At 64.4% G+C, this 20,382-nt stretch carries 18 protein-coding genes and 1 pseudogene; 10 read left to right on the plus strand and 9 right to left on the minus strand.

Annotation, left to right across the window (positions count from 1 at the left end; all coding sequences use genetic code 11):
- A pseudogene (locus BHQ40_RS09950) lies at window positions 1–251 on the minus strand (DNA-processing protein DprA); the annotation flags it as partial.
- A gap of 2 nt (window positions 252–253) precedes the next feature.
- Window positions 254–862: a glycerol-3-phosphate 1-O-acyltransferase PlsY gene (plsY, locus tag BHQ40_RS09955; RefSeq protein ID WP_070155431.1), complete on the minus strand. Its 609-nt coding sequence runs from the start codon at window positions 860–862 to the stop codon at window positions 254–256.
- Window positions 863–1,134: 272 nt separating this feature from the next.
- Between plsY and murI the strand changes: the two genes are divergently transcribed.
- The 7 genes from murI to BHQ40_RS09990 all read left to right on the plus strand — a co-directional run bounded on the left by murI (window position 1,135) and on the right by BHQ40_RS09990 (window position 9,037).
- The gene (murI, locus tag BHQ40_RS09960; protein ID WP_070155433.1) at window positions 1,135–1,938 is read left to right on the plus strand and encodes a glutamate racemase; all 804 of its coding nucleotides are present in this window, start codon (window positions 1,135–1,137) and stop codon (window positions 1,936–1,938) included.
- Window positions 1,939–2,105: 167 nt separating this feature from the next.
- A complete protein-coding gene (gene hemA, locus BHQ40_RS09965) occupies window positions 2,106–3,326 on the plus strand; it encodes a 5-aminolevulinate synthase (protein WP_070155435.1) in 1,221 nt (406 codons plus the stop codon).
- A gap of 101 nt (window positions 3,327–3,427) precedes the next feature.
- The gene (locus BHQ40_RS09970) at window positions 3,428–3,832 is read left to right on the plus strand and encodes a hypothetical protein (protein WP_070155437.1); all 405 of its coding nucleotides are present in this window, start codon (window positions 3,428–3,430) and stop codon (window positions 3,830–3,832) included.
- A 304-nt stretch (window positions 3,833–4,136) separates the two neighbouring features.
- Window positions 4,137–5,783 (plus strand): YbaL family putative K(+) efflux transporter, encoded by a 1,647-nt coding sequence (ybaL, locus tag BHQ40_RS09975; protein WP_070155439.1) that lies wholly within the window; start codon window positions 4,137–4,139, stop codon window positions 5,781–5,783.
- A 67-nt stretch (window positions 5,784–5,850) separates the two neighbouring features.
- Window positions 5,851–6,852 carry a ligase-associated DNA damage response exonuclease gene (locus BHQ40_RS09980; protein WP_070155441.1) on the plus strand — a complete coding sequence of 334 codons (1,002 nt, stop codon included), beginning with the start codon at window positions 5,851–5,853 and terminating at the stop codon, window positions 6,850–6,852.
- A 109-nt stretch (window positions 6,853–6,961) separates the two neighbouring features.
- Window positions 6,962–8,560, plus strand: coding sequence for a cisplatin damage response ATP-dependent DNA ligase (locus BHQ40_RS09985; RefSeq protein WP_070155442.1), 1,599 nt, complete (start codon window positions 6,962–6,964; stop codon window positions 8,558–8,560).
- Between the two features lie 126 nt (window positions 8,561–8,686).
- Window positions 8,687–9,037, plus strand: a complete 351-nt coding sequence (locus BHQ40_RS09990; protein WP_070155443.1) for a GFA family protein — start codon at window positions 8,687–8,689, stop codon at window positions 9,035–9,037.
- A gap of 95 nt (window positions 9,038–9,132) precedes the next feature.
- Here BHQ40_RS09990 and BHQ40_RS09995 read toward each other — a convergent pair whose 3' ends face one another.
- The gene (locus BHQ40_RS09995) at window positions 9,133–10,101 is read right to left on the minus strand and encodes a threonine ammonia-lyase (RefSeq protein WP_070155444.1); all 969 of its coding nucleotides are present in this window, start codon (window positions 10,099–10,101) and stop codon (window positions 9,133–9,135) included.
- A gap of 58 nt (window positions 10,102–10,159) precedes the next feature.
- Between BHQ40_RS09995 and BHQ40_RS10000 the strand changes: the two genes are divergently transcribed.
- The 3 genes from BHQ40_RS10000 to BHQ40_RS10010 all read left to right on the plus strand — a co-directional run bounded on the left by BHQ40_RS10000 (window position 10,160) and on the right by BHQ40_RS10010 (window position 14,005).
- Window positions 10,160–11,365, plus strand: coding sequence for a saccharopine dehydrogenase family protein (locus BHQ40_RS10000; RefSeq protein WP_070155446.1), 1,206 nt, complete (start codon window positions 10,160–10,162; stop codon window positions 11,363–11,365).
- Window positions 11,366–11,501: 136 nt separating this feature from the next.
- Window positions 11,502–12,674, plus strand: a complete 1,173-nt coding sequence (locus BHQ40_RS10005; protein WP_070155448.1) for a carboxynorspermidine decarboxylase — start codon at window positions 11,502–11,504, stop codon at window positions 12,672–12,674.
- A 137-nt stretch (window positions 12,675–12,811) separates the two neighbouring features.
- Complete coding sequence (locus tag BHQ40_RS10010; RefSeq protein WP_070155450.1) at window positions 12,812–14,005, plus strand: type III PLP-dependent enzyme; 1,194 nt, start codon at window positions 12,812–12,814, stop codon at window positions 14,003–14,005.
- A gap of 120 nt (window positions 14,006–14,125) precedes the next feature.
- Here BHQ40_RS10010 and BHQ40_RS10015 read toward each other — a convergent pair whose 3' ends face one another.
- The 6 genes from BHQ40_RS10015 to BHQ40_RS10040 are packed head-to-tail and all read right to left on the minus strand — an operon-like array spanning window position 14,126 to window position 20,369.
- Window positions 14,126–15,325, minus strand: a complete 1,200-nt coding sequence (locus BHQ40_RS10015; protein ID WP_070155452.1) for a class I SAM-dependent RNA methyltransferase — start codon at window positions 15,323–15,325, stop codon at window positions 14,126–14,128.
- Entirely contained in the window at window positions 15,322–16,713 is a 1,392-nt protein-coding gene (locus BHQ40_RS10020; RefSeq protein ID WP_253183314.1) for an NAD(P)H-hydrate dehydratase, read from the minus strand. Before BHQ40_RS10020 ends, BHQ40_RS10015 begins: the two co-directional genes overlap by 4 nt.
- Entirely contained in the window at window positions 16,710–17,063 is a 354-nt protein-coding gene (locus tag BHQ40_RS26690; RefSeq protein WP_070155454.1) for a hypothetical protein, read from the minus strand. Before BHQ40_RS26690 ends, BHQ40_RS10020 begins: the two co-directional genes overlap by 4 nt.
- Window positions 17,044–18,765 carry a dihydroxy-acid dehydratase gene (gene ilvD, locus BHQ40_RS10030; RefSeq protein ID WP_070155456.1) on the minus strand — a complete coding sequence of 574 codons (1,722 nt, stop codon included), beginning with the start codon at window positions 18,763–18,765 and terminating at the stop codon, window positions 17,044–17,046. Before ilvD ends, BHQ40_RS26690 begins: the two co-directional genes overlap by 20 nt.
- 42 nt (window positions 18,766–18,807) lie before the next feature.
- Entirely contained in the window at window positions 18,808–19,524 is a 717-nt protein-coding gene (locus BHQ40_RS10035; protein WP_070155458.1) for an N-formylglutamate amidohydrolase, read from the minus strand.
- Window positions 19,521–20,369: a 4-(cytidine 5'-diphospho)-2-C-methyl-D-erythritol kinase gene (locus BHQ40_RS10040; protein WP_253183315.1), complete on the minus strand. Its 849-nt coding sequence runs from the start codon at window positions 20,367–20,369 to the stop codon at window positions 19,521–19,523. The genes BHQ40_RS10035 and BHQ40_RS10040 overlap by 4 nt, the downstream gene beginning before the upstream one ends.
- Between the last annotated feature and the right edge of the window lie 13 nt (window positions 20,370–20,382).

Genomic DNA, 20,382 nt, shown 5'->3' on the forward strand with positions numbered 1-20,382 from the left:
AAGGCGGGATAGCCGGGATCGCCAAGGAACAGGTAGCGCGCGCCCAGCCGCGCCGTCTCCGCCACTTCCCGTTCCACATCATCGATGGATGCGATGCGCGGCGCCTTGCCGCCGCCCCGCGCCGCCAGATCCGGCAAAGCCTGTAGCGCCGCGCCCGCCGTGCCGAACCGCGCCAGCAACTGCAGGAAGGTCACCGGGCCGATCTGCGCCGACCGGATCAGGCGCAGCCGGTCGAACTGGTCAGCCTCCACGCTCAGGCGGCCTCGTCCGTTTTCTTCCCGACCTTCGGCTCTGTGCCCGCCATCAACCGCGCGATGTTGGCCCTGTGCCGCCACAACACCAGCAGCGCCATCGCCAGGAATGGCGGCAGAAATTCCAGATGCCCGAAGGCGAAGGCGCCGACCGGCGCGCTCACTGCGGCGGACATGCCCCCGACCGAGGAATAGCGCAGCAGATATAATGCGCCCAGCCACACCCCCGCGAACACCAGTCCGCTCGGCCAGTATAGCGCCGCGACCACGCCCATCATCGTCGCCACGCCCTTGCCGCCCGCAAAGCGGAGCCAGACGGGATAGCAATGGCCGATAAAGGCCATCACGCCCGCCATCGCGCCGCCGCCGTCAACAATCTGCGCGCCGATCGCCACCGCCGCTGCGCCCTTGCCCAAGTCCAGAAGCAGGGTCAGGGCGGCAAGCCATTTCTTGCCGGTGCGCAACACGTTGGTCGCGCCGATATTCCCGGACCCGATCTTGCGCAAGTCGCCGCCGCCGGAAAGGCGCGTGAGCAGGAGGCCAAAGGGCACAGACCCCAACAAATAGCCGATCAGCAGCGCCAGCGCCGGAGCCTGCCAGAGCGATTGCATGAATGTCCCCCGGTTTCGATTGCGGGCGGATCATAGAGGCGAAGTCCGCCGGGGCAACGGGATTCGTGGCGCTATGCCGCCAAACCTTGCCGTCATCCCAACTCGGGCCTGTTACCTCGTCCGTCACCCCTGCGAAGGCAGGGGTCCCGCTGTTCCTTCGATGCCGTCGGAAAAAAGAAGCGGGATCCCGGCCTTCGCCGGGATGACGATGGCGATATTCTACAACCGGAGACTGTTGACTCCCATCCGGCATCACCCGACATCACCTCCCCATGTCAGTCCCCGAAAATGCCCCCCTGCTCTTTTTCGATTCCGGCGTCGGTGGTCTCTCCATCCTCGGCCCCGCCCGCGAAACCCTGCCCAATGCGCCTATCGTCTACGCCGCCGACCGCGCCGGTTTCCCCTATGGCACGAAGAGCGAGGCGGAAATCGCCGCCCGCGTTCCGGCGCTTCTGGGCCGCCTGGTCGAACGCTACCGCCCCCGCCTTGCCGTCATCGCCTGCAACACCGCCTCCACCATTGCCCTGGCGGCCGTGCGATCGGCGCTCGACATCCCGGTCGTCGGCACTGTCCCCGCCATCAAGCCCGCCGCCCTGCAATCGAAAAGCCGCGTCATAGGCGTGCTCGGCACGGACGCCACCGTGCGTCAGCCCTATGTCGACCGGCTCGCCGCCGAACATGGCGCGGATTGCGTCATTCTGCGTCATGGCTCCGCCGCACTGGTCGCGCTCGCCGAAGCGAAACTGCGCGGAGAGCCGCTCGATCCGGCCGTGGCGCGGGACGCGCTGGCAGGTCTGTTCGATCAGCCCGGCGGCGACCGGATGGACGTGGTGGTGCTTGCCTGCACCCATTTCCCGCTGGTTCAGCCGGAACTGGAGGCCGCCAGTCCCCGGCCGCTGATATTCACCCATGGCGGTCCCGGCATTGCACGGCGCATCGCCTATCTGACCCAGGGACAATCCTGGCCGGCGCGCCCCCAAGAAGGCATCGCCGTTTTCACCCGGCTCGACCCCGATGTGGAGGCGTTGCGCCCGGCGCTTATGGATTACGGCCTCACGCGCATTGAGGGATTATAGGGCGGATCGCCATTCGCCCCCCGGCAAGCCCCCTTTTGGTACATGGACCGAATGTCCGATTGCAGTGATCGGGAATAGCCATAAAGTTGCGAACCGTTATCGCTGGCAAATCCTTGGTTCAGCGTATAAATGCCCCGGATAAGGGGATGAGGAAGCGGGATTAAGGCGTGAATTACAAGCACATCTTCAGCCAGGCGATCGAGCGCCTTCATGGCGAGGGCCGTTACCGGGTCTTCATCGATATTCTGCGCAACAAGGGCGCTTACCCCAACGCACGCTGCTTCCACGGCCATAATGGGCCGAAGCCGATCACTGTATGGTGCTCCAACGATTATCTCGCCATGGGTCAGCATCCCAAGGTCATCGCCGCGATGGAAGAAGCGCTGCATGATGTCGGCGCTGGGTCCGGCGGCACGCGCAATATCGGCGGCAACACCCACTATCATGTTGATCTGGAAAGCGAACTTGCAGACCTGCATGGCAAGGAAGCGGCCCTTCTCTTCACCAGCGGCTATGTCTCGAATGAGGCGACCCTTTCCACGCTGGCGAAGCTGCTGCCGGGCTGCATCATCTTCTCGGACGAACTCAATCACGCCTCGATGATTGCGGGCATCCGCAATTCGGGCTGTGAGAAGCAGGTTTTCCGCCACAATGATGTCGAGCACCTGCGGGAACTTCTGGCCGCCGCCGATCCCGAAGCGCCGAAGCTGATCGCCTTCGAATCGGTCTATTCGATGGACGGCGACGTTGCCCCGATCTCGGCGCTGTGCGACCTTGCCGACGAATTCAACGCGCTGACCTATCTGGACGAGGTTCATGCCGTGGGCATGTACGGTCCACGCGGCGGCGGCATTTCCGACCGGGATGAGGTTGCCGGCCGCCTGACCATTATTGAGGGCACGCTGGGCAAGGCGTTCGGCGTGATGGGCGGCTACATCGCCGCCGACCAGATGATCGTCGATGTGATCCGCAGCTATGCGCCCGGCTTCATCTTCACCACCTCTCTGTCGCCGGTTCTGGTCGCGGGCGCGCTCGCCAGCGTGCGGCATCTCAAGGCGTCGAGCGAGGAGCGTCAGGGCCAGCAGGCCGCCGCCGCCCGGCTCAAGGCCATGATGGGTGAGGCTGGCCTGCCCGTCATGCCCTCCACCACCCATATCGTCCCCCTTATGGTCGGCGATCCGGTGAAGGCAAAGCGGATCAGCGACATCCTGCTCGCCGAATATGGCGTCTATGTGCAGCCCATCAATTATCCCACCGTCCCCCGCGGCACGGAGCGGCTTCGCTTCACCCCTGGTCCTGCGCATGACGAGAGCATGATGCGGGAACTGGTCAGCGCGCTGGTGGAAATCTGGGACCGCCTTGAACTGCGCGAGGCAAAGGCCGCCTGAAGCGCCGTCCCGGCCGGGTTTCTGGCCGGAAAAAGCGGCTGACGGCCTCTTTTCATCGTTACGTTAGTGCAACCCATCGCTCCTTGGGTCATTGATAGCATGTGAGCGAATCGAAACCTCGGCGCCTGACGGAAAAACTGCCGTTTCTCGGCGCGCTTTGGCTCGCCATCGCGACCGCCTTGCTATGCGCGATTGTGCCGTCCGGCCTGCCGGGCAGCGAATCCCGCGGGTCCGCTTTCAATCCGTCCAATTCGGTCGTTGCCCTGCGCGCAAAATCGACCAAGGCCGTGCCAGCGGTAGAAAAGATTGCGGACAAGGACAGCATCAAGCCCGCATCCCATGGTGGTTGGCGATCCTGGCATGATCTGGCCATCGCGTCGGCAAACGCTGTTCAGGCAATCGCCATCGCGACGCTATCGCCCGCATTCACGTCACAAAGCGACCAGATAGCGCCAACCGGCCTGTTCGCAGTCATCCTCCCTCGCGGCCCTCCCGCGGCCGGATGACAGCGGGCGGCCGTCACCGGCCGCCAATCCTTCATTGCCTGGCCGTCGCGAACGCTGGCGCCGATGGAACGCCATCCGCGCACGGCCGTAGAGCGAGGAATATCCATGATAAGAAAACGCAAGAAACCGCCCTGGTGGTTCATGCCGACCGTGCTGATGGGCATGGCCGGCGCCGCCGGCATCATGGCCGCGTTGGTCACTGTGTCGGCGGAATAGCAAATGCATAACGCCGCCGGGACGGCGCGGGCGTAAGCTGCGCGAAACCGTTCCGGCGGCCCATATTGGAATTCATCCGGGGAAGACCATGCCGCATTATTCGCCGCTGATCGCCACTATCGTCGCTGGTCTGGTGGTCGCGTTCCTGATGGGCGCGATCGCCCAAAGGCTGAAAATTTCGCCGATCGCGGGCTATTTGCTGGCCGGCATCCTCGTCGGCCCGTTCACGCCGGGTTTTGTCGCCGACACAAAGCTGGCGAACGAACTCGCCGAGATCGGCGTGATCCTGCTGATGTTCGGCGTGGGGCTGCATTTCTCCCTGCGCGACCTGCTGTCCGTCCGGAAGATCGCCATTCCGGGGGCGATTGCGCAGATCGCCGTGGCGACATTGCTCGGCATGGGCCTTGCCTGGCTCATGGGCTGGAACATGCTGTCCGGCTTCGTCTTCGGCCTGGCGATGTCCGTGGCAAGCACCGTTGTCCTGCTCCGCGCGCTTCAGGCGCGGGACCTGGTGGACACGGAACGGGGCCGCATCGCGGTCGGCTGGCTGATCGTTGAGGATCTCGTGATGGTTCTCGCCCTCGTTCTCCTGCCTGCGCTGGCCGAGATCAGGCATGGCTCCGAGGGCGCGGAGGCGGGCTTTTCCGCCATATTGAAACCTCTCGCAGTCACCATATTCAAAGTTACGGGCTTCCTCGCCCTGATGCTGGTGGTCGGACGGCGCGTCATTCCATCGGCCCTGCACTGGGTCGCACATACCGGATCGCGGGAGCTGTTCCGCCTCGCCGTGCTGGCGATCGCGCTTGGCGTCGCCTTTGGCGCAGCGATGATCTTCGACGTCTCCTTCGCGCTTGGCGCCTTCTTCGCGGGCATGATCCTGGGCGAGACGCCGCTCAGCCGCCGGGCGACGGAGGAAACGCTGCCCCTGCGCGACGCCTTCGCCGTGCTGTTCTTCGTGTCCGTCGGTATGCTGTTCAATCCCGCCATCCTGATGAAGCAGCCTGCGCCCTTGCTGGCCTCCGTCGCCATCATCATGATCGGCAAGTCCGTCGCGGCCTATTTCATCGTCCGCTTCTTCCGGCATTCCAGCCGGGTGGCCCTCACCATTGCCGCCAGCCTGGCCCAGATTGGCGAGTTCTCCTTCATTCTCGCCGCGCTGGGCACCGGTCTCAAGATATTGCCGCCCGACGCCCGTGACCTGATCCTGGCAAGCGCGCTGATATCCATCTTCCTCAATCCGTTCCTGTTCTCCTTCGTCACCTCCGCGAAGGAAGAAGATGAGGAACCGGATGAGACAGCCGCGGCGAAGCAACCCGCGCGCAACGACCATATGATCCTCGTCGGCTATGGCCGGGTCGGCAGCATCATCGCGGCGGAACTGCGCAACCGCAGTGGCCATCTGGTCATCATCGAAGACAAGAACGAGCAGGCCAAACGCGCCGTCGAGGATGGATATGAGGTGGTGAAGGGCAACGCCGTGGAAGGGCGCATCCTGGAGGCGGCCGGGATCGACAGGGCAGGAACGCTGCTTATCGCCATTCCCGAAGGCTATGAAGCAGGCGCGATCTTTCAGCGCGCGATGAAGCTGAACGCCGCCATCCGCGTGATCGCCCGCGCCCATTCCGATGGAGAGGTCGAACATCTCAGGCGGCTGGGCGTGCCCGACGTGGTCATGGGCGAGCGGGAGACCGCTTCGCGTATGCTCGGCATTTCGGCGACCGGCCGGATGGGGTGAGCTGCGGCGAGGCGCACCTTCTTCCCCCCTTGCGGAACATCCACCCACGGTCCCACATTAATGGGCTATGCCGCCCGCCACGCACTGGATCGAACCGCACCCCAGCGGCATTTATGTCCGCCCCGCCGACGCCTGGATCGACCCGTCATTGCCCCGCGAAAGGGCGCTGGTCACGCACGGCCATGCCGATCATGCGCGTGGCGGCCACGGCCATGTCTGGGCGACGCGCGAGACGCTGGGCATCATGGCGCTGCGCTACGGCACGGCGGAGGGCACGCCGATGGCCTATGGCGAAAGCATGCGCCTGGGCGGCGTGGACATCAGCTACATCCCCGCCGGCCACGTCCTCGGCTCCGCTCAGATCATGCTCGAACATGCGGGCGAGCGGGTTGTCGTCACCGGCGATTACAAGCGCCGTCCCGACCCGACCTGCAGACCCTTCGAAGTCACCCCGTGCGACATCTTCGTCACGGAGGCGACGTTCGGCCTGCCAGTGTTCCGCCACCCCGACACCGGGAGCGAGATCGACCGGCTGCTCGGCGCGCTCCACGCCAATCCGGATCGCTGCGTGCTGGTTGGCGCTTATGCCTTGGGCAAGGCGCAACGGATCATCTGCGAACTGCGCGACCGGGGCCATCATGACCCCGTCTATATCCACGGCGCGCTGGAACGCATGTGCGCGCTCTATACGGACTTCGGCGTCGAGATGGGCGAACTTCGCCCCGCAACGGGCATCGATGCGAAGGACATGCGCGGCGCCATCGTCATTTCCCCGCCTTCCGCCCTCAACGACCGCTGGAGCCGCCGCCTGCCCGACCCGATCACCGCCATGGCCTCTGGCTGGATGCGCGTGCGCCAGCGCGCGCGGCAGAAGAATGTCGAACTGCCCCTCATCATTTCCGACCATGCCGATTGGGACGAGCTGACCGACACCATAGCCGAGGTCGCCCCGTCCGAAACCTGGGTCACCCACGGCCGCGACGACGCGCTGGTCCACTGGTGCACCATGCGCCAGATGCGCGCCAAGGCGCTGGCGCTGGTGGGGCGTGAAGATGAGGATGAGGGATGAAAGTTGCCGTCTCTCTCAGTGCTCCTGCGAACGCAGGAGCCCAGGGTCTAATGCGCAGCGTCCAGAATACTGGGCTCCTGCGTTCGCAGGAGCACGGGAGGGAGGAACGATGAGGCAATTCTCCCAGCTCCTCGACGGCCTCGTCTACACCCGCTCCCGCAACGGGAAGCTGGACCTGATCGCCGACTATATGCGCACCGCGCTCGATCCGGACCGGGGCTGGACGCTCGCGGCGCTGACCGGCAATCTCGACCTGAAAGCCGTCAAGGCGTCCGCCATCGGCGACATGATCCGCGAGCGCGTCGATCCTGTCCTGTTCGAAATGAGCCGGGACTATGTCGGCGACCTGGCCGAAACGGTCGCCCTCCTCTGGCCCAAGCATGAAGACCAGCCCGCCGAGATCGACGACGGCTCCCTCACCGTCGGGGCAGTGGTTGAACGTCTGTCGTCAGTCAGCCGCGCCGGTGCCCCCGCCGCGCTTGCCGCCATGATGGACCATCTCGACGCCAGCGGCCGCTTCGCCCTGCTGAAGCTGGCCACGGGCGGACTCCGGGTAGGCATCTCCGCCCGACTCGCCAAGACCGGCCTCGCCCAAGCGTTCGGCCTCGATATAGACGAGGTTGAGGAGGTGTGGCACGCCCTCACCCCACCCTATGCGGCCCTGTTCGGCTGGGCGGAGGGACGCGGCGACCGCCCGGACCCTGCGGGCACGCCCTTCTTCCGCCCCTTCATGCTCGCCCATCCACTGGAGGACGGCACGGTCGACCTGGCCGACTATGCCGCCGAATGGAAATGGGACGGCATCCGCGTCCAGATCGTCGGCACGGGCCAGGAAACCCGCCTCTACAGCCGCGCCGGAGACGACATCACCGGCAGTTTTCCGGAAATTGCAGAGGCTTTCTCTGGCCATGCCGTGCTGGACGGCGAACTGCTGGTGAAGGGCGAGGTTCAGGGTGCGGAACAGCACGGCGGGTCCGCCGCCAGCTTCAACGCCCTGCAGCAACGCCTCGGCCGCAAGACCGTCTCGGCAAAGATGCTGGGCGACTATCCCGCCTTCGTCCGCCTCTACGACCTCTTGCTGGACGGCGAGGAGGATCTGCGCGCGCTGGGCTGGACCGAGCGCCGCGCCCGCCTGGAAGCCTTCATGACGTCACTCGATCCGGCCCGCTTCGATATCTCCGCCATCATCGACGCCCCGGATTTCGAGGCCCTGGGCGACATTCGCGCCGGCGCGCGCGAAGCCGCCATCGAGGGCGTGATGCTCAAGCGCCGGGACAGTCCCTATGTCGCGGGCCGTCGCACGGGCCTTTGGTACAAATGGAAGCGCGACCCGCTCACCGCCGACTGCGTGATGATGTACGCCCAGCGCGGTCATGGGAAACGCTCCTCCTTCTATTCCGACTATACCTTCGGTTGCTGGAATGCGGAGGGCGAACTGCTACCCGTCGGCAAGGCCTATTCGGGCTTCACAGACGAGGAGCTGAAGTGGCTGGACCGCTTCGTGCGGACCAACACAATCAAGACCTTTGGCCCGGTGCGCGAGGTAGAAAAGACGCTGGTGCTGGAAGTCGCTTTCGATTCCATCCACCAGAGCAAGCGCCACAAATCCGGCCTCGCCATGCGCTTCCCCCGCATCTCCCGCATCCGCCGCGACAAACCGGCGGCGGAGGCGGACGTGATCGAGACGCTGGAACGGATGATCAGCTAGGATATTGTCTCGGTATCGCCTCTCGCCTCCGTTCGTTTCGAGCGCAGTCGAGAAACAGGCGCGCGGTTTCTCGACTGCGCTCGAAACGAACGGCTATATTTGCCCAGCCATATGGGAGACAGAAACATGCCCTACGAAGGAAGCTGCCACTGCGGCAAGGTGACGTTCAGCGTGGACGCAGACCCGCCCTTGGAGGCCATGACCTGCAACTGCTCGCACTGTTCGCGCAAGGGCTTCGTCCTGACCTTCGTGCCCGCCGCTCAGTTCACGCTGAAAAGCGGCGCGGATGCGCTCGGCAGCTACGAGTTCTACAAACACAAGATCGATCATCAATTCTGCACCACCTGCGGCACCCAGGCTTTTGCAGCCAGCGCCATGCCGGATGGCACGGAGATGCGCGCGGTTAATCTGCGCTGCGTGCCGGAAGTCGATATCGACACGCTGAAAATCACAAAGGTCGACGGCGCAAGTTTTTGAGAGATTCCCATTTCGTGTTCCTGCGAAGGCAGGAACCCAGTTCCAGCGTTTGATCTGGGCTCCTGCCTTCGCAGGAGCACAAGAACTGGCTCAGACTAGGTCTCTGTCATCGCCCGGAACCGCCCCGGATCGACATTCCTCCCGGACAGCAGCACCGCCATCCCCTCGACCGGCGCGACCTTCCCCGCGACTACGGCCGCCAGCGCGACCGCCCCGCCTGGCTCCAGCACCAGCCCAAGCTGCGTCATCGCCAACCGCATCGCCGCGCCGATCTCCGCCTCGGTCACGCTGACGCCCACGGCGCCCCGGCCCTGCAATATCCCGAAGGTCAGCGGCGCAACCCGCACCGTCTGCAATGCATCGCAGCTTGTGAAAGGCGGATTTGGCCCGACCGGTACAATCTCTCCCGCACGGAGCGACTCGCCCATATCGGCCCAGCCCTCCGGCTCCACGGCCGTCACCTGCGCCTCCGGCAGTGCCAGCGCGCATCCGCTCGCCAGCCCGCCGCCGCCGCAGGGGATCACAAGGCGGCTTAGCGCCCCGCCCGGCATCTGCGCGCCAATCTCGATTCCCGCGCTCCCCTGCCCCTCGATCACCCAGGGATCGTCGAAGCTCGGCACCAGCACAGCGCCCTTTTCCGCCGCCAGCCGCCCCGCAATCTCCTCCCGGCTTTCGGTCATCCGGTCGTAGGTCACGACCATAGCCCCGAGCGCAATCGTCGAGGCCATTTTCGCGGCGGGCGCGTCTGCAGGCATCACAATCGTCGCCGGCACACCCAGCCGCCTCGCCGCCCAGGCAACGCCCTGCGCATGATTGCCGGAGGAGAAGGCAACGACGCCCGCCTGCCGCTCCTCATCACTCAGGTCAGACAGCCGGTGCCATGCGCCCCGTATCTTGAACGCGCCGATCGGTTGCAGGCATTCCGCCTTGCACCAGATCGTCACCCCGCCAATGTCCAGCGGCAGCAGAGGCGTCGGCGGCAGGATCGCAGCGATTTTTACCGCTGCGCGTTCCACCCCTTGCCTATCGGGGATACGCGCTACACTCTGACTTTGCGCTGTCATGTCACATCCCTATATGGGCGCTTTCGCGCGTCGCGCGGGTCAAGCATGGAGATTGGAATTGAGCAAGGTCCTTGTCATCGGTGCGGGCGGCGTCGGGTCGGTAGCGGTCCACAAGATGGCCATGAATCCTGACATTTTCAGCGACATCACCCTCGCCAGCCGTCGTGTCGCTAAGTGCGACGCCGTCGCCGAATCGGTGAAGGCGCGGACAGGAGTGGTGATCTCGACGGCGCAGGTTGACGCCGACAATGTCGAGGAAACCGCCGCTCTGATCGCGAAGGTGAAGCCGAAACTCGTCGTGAACCTCGCCCTTCCCTATCAGGACCTGTCCATCATGGACGCCTGCCTCAAGACCGGCGTGCACTATATGGACACCGCCAATTACGAGCCGCGCGACGAGGCGAAGTTCGAATATGGCTGGCAATGGGCCTATCAGGACCGTTTCAAGGAAGCAGGCCTGATGGCCCTGCTCGGCTCCGGCTTCGATCCCGGCGTCACCAGCGTTTTCGCCACCTATATCAAGAAGCATCTGCTCGACAGCATCGACACGCTCGATATTCTCGACTGCAATGGCGGCGACCATGGCCAGCATTTCGCCACCAACTTCAACCCGGAAATCAACATCCGCGAAGTCACCGCCCCCTCGCGCCACTGGGCGGACGGCGAATGGGTCGAGGGGCCTGCGCTCAGCCACAAGCAGCCCTTCCTGTTCGATCAGGTGGGTGAGAAGAACATGTACCTCATGTATCATGAGGAACTGGAGAGCCTCGCCAAATTCATGCCCGAAATCAAACGCATCCGTTTCTGGATGACCTTCGGCGACGCCTATCTCAAGCATCTGGAGGTGCTGCAGAATGTCGGCATGACCCGCATCGATCCGGTCATGTATGAAGGCCGGGAGATCATCCCGCTGCAGTTCCTGAAAGCCGTGCTGCCGGAGCCTGCGTCGCTTGGCGTCACGACGAAAGGCAAGACCAATATCGGCGACATCGCAACGGGCATGAAGGATGGCAAGCAGAAGACCGTCTATGTCTACAATGTCTGCGACCATGAGGATGCCTATGCCGAAACCGGCAACCAGGCGGTCAGCTACACCACCGGCGTCCCGGCGATGATCGGCGCTGCAATGGTGCTGACCGGCGCATGGTCGGGTGCGGGCGTGTTCAATATCGAGCAGTTCGATCCCGATCCCTTCATGGATATGCTGAACAAGCACGGCCTGCCCTGGCAGTTGAAGGAACTGGACGCGCCGCTGGATTTCTGACGGCCGCAAAAAAGCGGAACACCCAATAAGCCGTTCGCCCTGAGCGAAGTCGAAGGGTACGCCTGAGCAATAGCGAAGGCATCTCACTACGTTCGATGAAGGGCTTCGACTTCGCTCAGCCCGGACGGAGGCAATAATGGAAACCAGAGCTGGCGACCCCGGCGCATTCGCGCGCTTCGACCTGTACCGCGTCCCCTCACCCGCCTTCGTGGTCGATGAGGCGGCGATCCGCCGCAACCTCGCCGTGCTCAAAGACGTTCGCGACCGCTCCGGCGCGAAGGTGCTGGGCGCGCTCAAGGCCTTCTCCATGTGGTCGCTGGGCGGGGTAGTGGGCGAATATCTCGACGGCGTCTGCGCCTCCGGCCTCTATGAGGCGCGCCTCGCCGATGAGGAATATCGCGGCGAGATCGCCACCTATTGCGCCGGATACAAGGCGGAGGACCTGCCCGAAATCCTGCGCATTTCCGATCATGTCATCTTCAACAGCCCCGGCCAGATCGCCCGTTTCCGTCCGCAGATCGACGCCGCCCGCGCGGCGGGCCATGCGTTCGACATCGGCCTGCGCATCAACCCGCTGCATGCAGAGGGAGAGGTAGCGAAATATGACCCCTGCCAGCCGCACAGCCGCCTTGGCTTCCCGATCACGCAATTGAAGCCGGAGCATCTTGCGGGCGTATCCGGCCTGCACTTCCATTCGCTGTGCGAGCAGGACTTCGCGCCGCTCCAGCGCACCTGGGCCGCGATCGAATCGCTGATCGCCCCGCATTATGCTCAGCTCAAATGGCTGAACATGGGCGGCGGCCATCACATCACCCGCGCGGATTATCAGCGCGACGATCTTGTTGAATTTATCCGGCAAATCCGTCTCAAATCGGGACTGGAGCTTTATATCGAACCCGGCGAGGCGATGGCGCTCGACGGCGGCATCCTGGTCGGAGAGATTCTCGACGTCATCGACAACGGAATGCCCGTCGCCATCACCGACATCTCGGCCACCTGCCACATGCCGGACGTCATAGAGGCCCCTTACAGGCCCGCCATGCTGCATGAGCCTCTGGATGGCCCAGCGACCCGTCTTGGCGGCCCTTCCTGCCTCGCAGGCGATATTATCGGCGATTATCGCGTTCCCGGCACGGCCGAACCGGGCGCGCGGATCGCTTTCCTCGATCAGGCGCATTACTCGATGGTCAAGACGACCATGTTCAACGGCGTCCCCCTTCCCGGCATCTGGCTGTGGAACAGCGACACCGATGCGCTTCGGGAGGTTCGCCGCTTTGGCTATGAGGATTTCAAGCACCGCCTTTCATGACATTTTTATGACACACTATTTTTACGCAGCCGCTTTACAGGACCCCCCCTTACTCATATATCGCACGTCCGCTGCCCCATGGGACTTCCACCGCAAGGCAGCTTATTTCTGCTGAACGACACTGGAGGTCCCTTGAATTGTACGAGCATCCCAGCGCGCTGGGGGTAGCAATTGCCCTCAAACCGGCAGCACCGGTAACGCTTATTCGCCCGCAGGCAGCCGCCCGCGCCGCCCGATTCTTCGTTGAGAAGTTTCCGGGGCGCTCGCTCTATGCCGTGAAGGCCAACCCGTCGCCGGAGCTTCTCCGGACGCTCTGGGATAGCGGAATCACGCATTACGACGTCGCCTCGATCGCCGAGGTCCGACTCGTCGCCCGCACCCTGCCCGAAGCCAAGCTGTGCTTCATGCATCCGGTGAAGGCGGAAGAAGCGATCTTCGAGGCGTATCACACGCATGGCGTGCGCACCTTCTCGCTCGACACGATCGACGAGCTGGAAAAGATCATGCGCGCCACCGGCGACGCCACCGACCTGGAGTTGTGCGTCCGCATCCGCGTGTCGTCCGAATATTCGGAGCTGAGCCTCGCGTCGAAATTCGGCGCGGAGATCGGTGAGACCAAGGAATTGCTGATGGCGACCCGCCAGGCGGCCGATGCTCTGGGCATCTGCTTCCATGTCGGCAGCCAGGCGATGACGCCCCACGCCTATACCCAGGCGATCGAGCGCGTCCGCGCCGCGATTGTTGAGGCGGCGGTCACGGTCGACATCATCGATGTCGGCGGCGGCTTTCCGTCCATCTATCCGGGCATGGAGCCTCCGGCGCTGGAACTCTATTTCGACGCGATCCATCGCGGCTTCGAAAGCCTGCCGGTGTCCTATTCGTCGGAACTATGGTGCGAACCCGGCCGTGCGCTGTCGGCGGAATATTCCTCGCTGATCGTGCGTGTCGAGCGCCGCCGCGGCGACGAGCTCTACATCAATGACGGCGCTTATGGCGCGCTGTTCGACGCCGCGCACATCGGCTGGCGTTTCCCCGTTGCGCTCCTGCGCGAACAGGAGAGCGAAGCGGAGATGAAGGGCTTCAGCTTCTACGGCCCGACCTGCGACGATATGGATCATATGGTCGGCCCGTTCATGCTGCCGGACGACGTCCAAGCGGGCGATTATATCGAGATCGGCATGCTCGGCGCCTATGGCTGCGCGATGCGGACCGGCTTCAACGGCTTCTCGTCGGAAACGGTGGTCGAGCTTGACGACGAGCCGATGGCCAGCCTTTACCGCGAGGAGGTCGAAACCCCGCGCCGCGCCAATGTGGTGAAGCTGGGGCAGTAAGCGCCTTTATCCGTTCGCCCTGAGCGAAGTCGAAGGGTTCAGCCGAACGGAGTGAGGCACTTCGCTTCGCTCAGCGGAAGGCTTCGACAAGCTCAGCCCGAACGGACCAAGTGCGCCTTCTTACCGTCGGAATATCCCGGCCAGTTCCACATGGGTCGACCATCGGAACTGGCCGACCGGCTTTACGCTCTCCAGCCGGTATCCACCTTCAATCAGCGTGATAGCATCGCGCGCGAAACTTCCGGGATTACAGGAAATATAGCCGATGACCGGCACCTTGCTCCGCGCGAGCTGCGCCGCCTGCTCCCGCGCGCCCGCTCTTGGCGGGTCGAGAATGATCGCGCCGAAGCGGTTCAGCTCATCGGGAGACAAGGGCCGCCGGAACAGATCGCGATGATCCGCCGCCAGCTTCCGCCCGCTCCGCCCTGCTGAGGCCTTGAGCGCCAGCACCAGATCCCGCCCCGCTTCCGCCGCATAGACCGCCTTTCCCGCGCCCAGCGTCAGCGCAAAGGTGCCAAGCCCGCAGAACAGATCGGCAAAGGCGGCAACGCCCTCAACCGCGGGTCTTACGGCATCGGCCAGCACAGCCTCCCCATCCGCCGTCGCCTGCAGGAAGGCGTAGGGCGGAAAGGCCACAGCCACGCCGCCAAAGCTCACCGTCACTGGCTCCGGCTCCCAGCAGGCCTGCGGCCCATAATCGTCATCCAAAGTCAGCCGCGCCAGTCCATGCGCCCGCGCAAAATCCGTCAGCGCCTCCCGCGCCGCCAGCCCCTCCGCCGTCACCCCCTCCAGCAGCAGGTCAACGCCTTGATCGGTCAGGCTCATCCGCACATGCGCGGCGCTCCTCTCGGCTATCATCGACCCCAGCAACCCGCGCAGCGGCGACACCAGCGCGAACAGCCGGGGATGCAGGATGCAGCACATCTCCATGTCCACGATCCGATGGCTGCCTTCCTCGGCAAAGCCAAGCACCACACGTCTGCCCATCCGCATCGCCCGCAGCGACGCCCTGCGCCGCGTTTCGGGCGGCGAGACATGGGCGGGCAACACCGTCCCGGCGCTTACCCCCTGCCCCGCCAGCGCACCGGCAACCCGGTCGAACACATAGCGGGCATAGGCGTCATCCCGCACATGCTGGAGCTGACAACCGCCGCATTCGGGAAAATGGCGGCATGGCGGCTGCGCATGCTCCGGCCCGCGGATCAGCGCGCCATCCTCGCCTATCCGGTCGCCCGGCGCGCTCAGCGGCATATGCCGCCCATCGGCAGTCACGCCATCGCCCTTCGCGGCGATGCGCACGATCAATCCGGTATCGCTCATTGCGTTCGCGCAGCCACAGCCGCCGGAATATGCGCAATCAGATCGTCTGCGATGAAAGCCGCACCGGCACGCCGCGCCGCCTCGCCATGCAGCCAGACGGCTTCGCACGCCGCCAGAAATGGGTCGCCCGTCACAGCCAGCCGGGCCGCGCAGATCCCCGCCAGCACATCGCCGGTCCCTGCCGTCGACAACCAGGGCGAACCTCCGTGCCATACGGCGATGCGTCCATCGGCCGATGCTATCGCCGTATCCGGCCCCTTATAAACGACTACACCCCCCATGCGCCGCGCAGCCTCCCGCGCGCGATCGATCTTGTTCCCGGTAATCTCGCCGAACAAGCGGGAGAACTCCCCTTCATGCGGCGTGACGATCGTTCCGACAGGCAGCATGTCCGGGCCATCGAGCAGAGTGATCCCATCGGCATCCACCACCAACGGATGCCCCGCCGTCAATGCAGCGCTCAGCCGCTTCTTCGCCTCGTCCGATCTGCCAAGCCCCGGCCCAACAAGCACAGAGGCAATCCGCTCATCTTGCAGCGCCTTCGCCACCGCCCCTGCGTCGGGGGCAGTGACCATGATGACGGCGTTGGGCAGGCGGCTGGTCGGTTCCGGTGCCAGCTGCCGGACACAGCCGGCCCCGGCATGCGCCGCTGCGATGGCGGCGAGGATGCCCGCTCCCGCCATTGTCCCCGCCACAATATCCACCAGACCGCGCGTATATTTATGCGCATCAGGCGCAGGCTCGGCCAGATCGGGCGGCGTTAGCAGGAACGCCTTGGCGTCATTTGCCCCAATACCAATGCCGACACATATCAGCCGCGCGAAAGTCCCGGCCGCAGGCTGCAATACATGCGCCGGTTTCAACGCGCCCAGGGCAATGCAAAGATCAAAACGGGGCACAGGCGACAGCAGCGCGCCGCCATCCGCATCCACGCCGCTCGGCACATCAATGGCGTAGCTCCGCTCCGCCGCATTGACCAGGTCACCCAGTCGCTGCACGAATCCGCCGTCCAGTCCCCGCGCCAGGCCAATGCCGAACAGGGCGTCGACAATCTGCGTGGCGGGAGCGGCATCGGCGATATTCTCGACCGGCCCGGCCCACGCCTGCCGCGCTTTTTGCGAAGAGTCCGTCTTGCTCTCCCCCGTCGCCGCCACCCGGACCGGAACGCCCCGCGCCTTAAGCAGCCGCGCGATCACGAACCCGTCGCCGCCATTATTGCCCGGTCCGCACAGCACCAGCGTGTCGCGTACGCCTCCCGCGCGCCATATGACGTCCGCCGCCGCAGCGCCCGCCGTCTCCATCAGCGCATAGGGCGCAACGCCGTTAGCGAATATGGCCTGCTCGGCCGCGCGCATTTCCTCTGCCGTCAGGATCGCCGCGCCACTCAATGCGCTAGTTCCTTGGCAGCCTGCGGACCGGGCAGGAGATAGCGATCTCCTTCGACAGCAACCTCCATCTGCCCATTGCCGGCATCCGCGGTGACGGCGGCGAAGGCTCCGTCGGCGGCATCCCATACGCCCGCCACGCTGCGCAACCGCCTGAAACCGCCATCCGGTTGGCGAATGGTGAGCAATGGTCCCGCTTCGTCATGCCCGCGCTCTACGGCGCACACGGGAGCCATCTCGCTCCCCGCGCCGATGGCGCATGCGATGGCCTCACCCTCCGCCTTGCCACTCCCGTCAGCCTGACAGGCGGACAGCAACAGTAGGAGCAGGGTTTTAGATATCCGCGAATACATGGGTTTCGGCCTTGGCCCCAGGGTGCGTCACCGCCCCCTTATAGGCCGGACCGACATTCTGCGCATAGCGCCACAATGCGCCGGATTGATAGTCGTTCGTTCGGGGCGTCCATGCCTTGCGGCGCTCGGCCAGCACGGCCTCGTCCACCAGAAGGTCGATTGTGCCAGCCTCGGCGTCGATGGCGATCCGGTCGCCATTCTCGACCAGCGCGATCGGTCCGCCCTCGGCCGCTTCCGGCCCGACATGGCCGATGCAGAAGCCGCGCGTGCCGCCGGAAAAGCGCCCGTCCGTGATCAGCGCCACCTTCTCGCCCAGTCCCTGGCCGTAGAGCGCCGCCGTCGTCGCCAGCATTTCGCGCATGCCAGGTCCACCCTTGGGACCTTCATAGCGGATGACGACGACATCACCGTCGCCGATCTGCTGCGCTTCGACAGCCGCGAAGGCGTCCTCCTCGCGCTCGAAAACCTTGGCGGTGCCGGTGAATTGCAGCCTGTGCATGCCAGCAACCTTCACGATCGCGCCATTGGGCGCCAGCGATCCCTTCAGGCCCACGACACCGCCTGTAGGCGTGATCGGCGTCTTTACGTCGTAGATGACCTTCTGGTCCGGGTTCCAGGTGACCTCGTCGATATTCTCGGCCAGCGTCTTGCCGGTCACCGTCATGCAATCGCCATGCAGCATGCCATTTTGATGCATGGTTTTCATCAGCATGTAGATGCCGCCCGCCTCATACATGTCCTTGGCGACATATTGGCCGCCCGGCTTCAGGTCGGCGATATAGGGCGTGGTCTTGAATATCTCGGCAACATCGAACAGGTCGAAATCAATGCCGCATTCATGCGCCATCGCGGGCAGGTGGAGTGCGCCATTGGTCGATCCGCCGGTTGCCGCCACGATCCGCGCCGCATTCTCGAACGCTTCTCGCGTGCAGATATCGCGCGGGCGGATATTGCGGGCGATCAGTTCCATCACCTGCTTGCCGGCGGCAACCGCGATTTCTTCACGGCTCTTGTAAGGAGCTGGCGTCATATTGCTGTTTGGCAAGGACAATCCGATCGCTTCGGCGACACAGGCCATGGTGTTGGCGGTATATTGTCCACCGCATGCGCCATGACCGGGGCAGGCCGCCTTTTCGATCGCCGTGACTTCCGACAAGGGGCAGTTCCCCGCGGCGTAACGGCCCACAACTTCGAACACGTCGATGACGGTCAGGTCGCGCTCCTGATACCGCCCCGGCAGGATCGACCCACCATAGACAAAGATGGATGGCACGTTCAGACGCAGCATCGCCATCATCATGCCCGGCAGCGACTTGTCGCATCCGGCGAAGGTGACGAGCGCATCATAACAATGGCCACGCACGGAAAGCTCGACCGAGTCCGCGATGACTTCGCGGCTGACGAGCGAGCTTTTCATCCCTTGATGGCCCATGGCGATGCCGTCGGTCACGGTGATGGTGTTGAACCGGCGCGGCATGCCGCCCGCTGCATTCACGCCTTCGCGGCAGAAATCCGCCTGCATGTCCAGCGTCGTGTTGCAGGGCGCGCTGTCATTGCCCGCGGATGCGATGCCCACGAACGGCCGGGCGATTTCTTCCTCGGTCAGACCCATGGCATAATAATAGCTGCGCTGCGGCGCGCGCTCGGGCCCGACCGAAACATAACGGCTCGGCAACTTCGACTTGTCAAATCTCTGAGTCATCGGAATCCTTCTTTCGGGCGCGCTTTCCCAGAATTGCACCCGTTACGCAAGTATGTTGCGGCATTCGATCAAAATTAATTTTAATATTTCAGAGAAGCGTTGCTGACCACCTGCGTCAGACACCAGATCCTGCCGCATTTCGACGCCCAGATAAGGGATGCCATTCGCTTCCCCGTGCCGGTTCATCGTCGCATTCAAGGTCTTGCCGGAATAGGGCAATTGATCGCCGACCTTCAGCCCCGCCGCCTCCAGCATCGGGATGGCGATCCGCGCCGCCCGGTCGTCCTCATTATACAGGATGCCGATGTCCCAAGGCCGCTTCTCCTCCGGCTTGCTGGCCAGCCCCGGCGTGAAACTATGCAGGGACAGGATGAAGGGTGACGTCATGCCGCCAAGCAATCGCCCCACTTCATGATGATAGGGGTGGTGAAAACGGATCATCCGCTCGGCAAGGTCGGCGGTCCGGTTGCCTGGAATGGCATGCCCGTCGCTCATCACCGGCAACAGCCCCGGCGCGTCATCCTCGCGGTTGAGATCAATCACGAGGCGCGAGACGCCGCCCAATATCGCCGTGCAGCCAAGCCCGGCCACCAGCAGCGCGCCGACCTCCGCCACACCGATATCGATGGCGACATGCGCGTCGAGCAGAGCCGGATCGATCCCCAGGTCGATATCGCCGGGCACCTTGTTCGACGCATGGTCGCCGATGATCAAAATCTGCGTGTCGCCGCCCCGCAATATTGTGAAGGCCTCGCTCATTCGCCTCTTATCCTTGTCGCCATGATCCACCATCGGGGATGATCCGTCCCGATCCGCGCCGCCGCCTCGTCCCGCGCGGCGGCATCGGCGAACAATGCGAAGCAGGTCGCGCCGGACCCGGACATGCGCGCGAGGGAGAGACCGGCGCAGCCCTTCAGCGCGCCAATCACCTCCCCGATCTCCGGGACCAGGGCAATGGCGGGCGGCTGCAGGTCGTTGCGGCCTTCACCGGCAATCGCGTCCAGGCGTGAGGCGTCAAGCGCGCCTCTGTCTACACCGTCCCACCCCCGGAACACCGGCCCGGTGGACAGCGCGACCCCTGGGTTGACCAGCAACAGCGGCGCGCCAGCCAGCCCCGGCAAATCGCGCACATCCAGCGCCTCGCCCCTTCCCGTGCCGACCAAGGTCCGGCTGACAAGACAGGCGGGCACATCCGACCCAAGCGGATCGGCGATCGCCAGCAAGGCGTCCCGCCCCGAACCAAGGCCCCACAAACGATCCAGCAGCCGGAGCGCGGCCGCAGCGTCCGCCGACCCGCCGCCAATACCCGAAGCAATGGGCAGGTTCTTTGTCAGGCGGATATCCGCGCCATTACCCGTCCCGCTCGCCGACTTCAGCGCCAGCGCGGCCTGCACGACCAGATTGCCCGCCCCTGCCTCAAGCCCCTGCGCGAACGGCCCGTCGATGGAAAGATGGATCGCCCCGTCATCGCGCGCCGACGCCCGCAACAGGTCGCCATCCTCGGCAAAGGCGAACAGGCTTTCCAGCTCATGAAATCCATCCGGCCGCTTGTTGCGGACATGCAGCGCCAGGTTGATCTTGGCGTAGGCTTTTTCTTCAATCACGCCCGCAATCGCC

The sequence above is a fragment of the Sphingobium phenoxybenzoativorans genome (genome assembly GCF_001757355.1).
GTDB classification, from domain to species: domain Bacteria; phylum Pseudomonadota; class Alphaproteobacteria; order Sphingomonadales; family Sphingomonadaceae; genus Sphingobium; species Sphingobium phenoxybenzoativorans.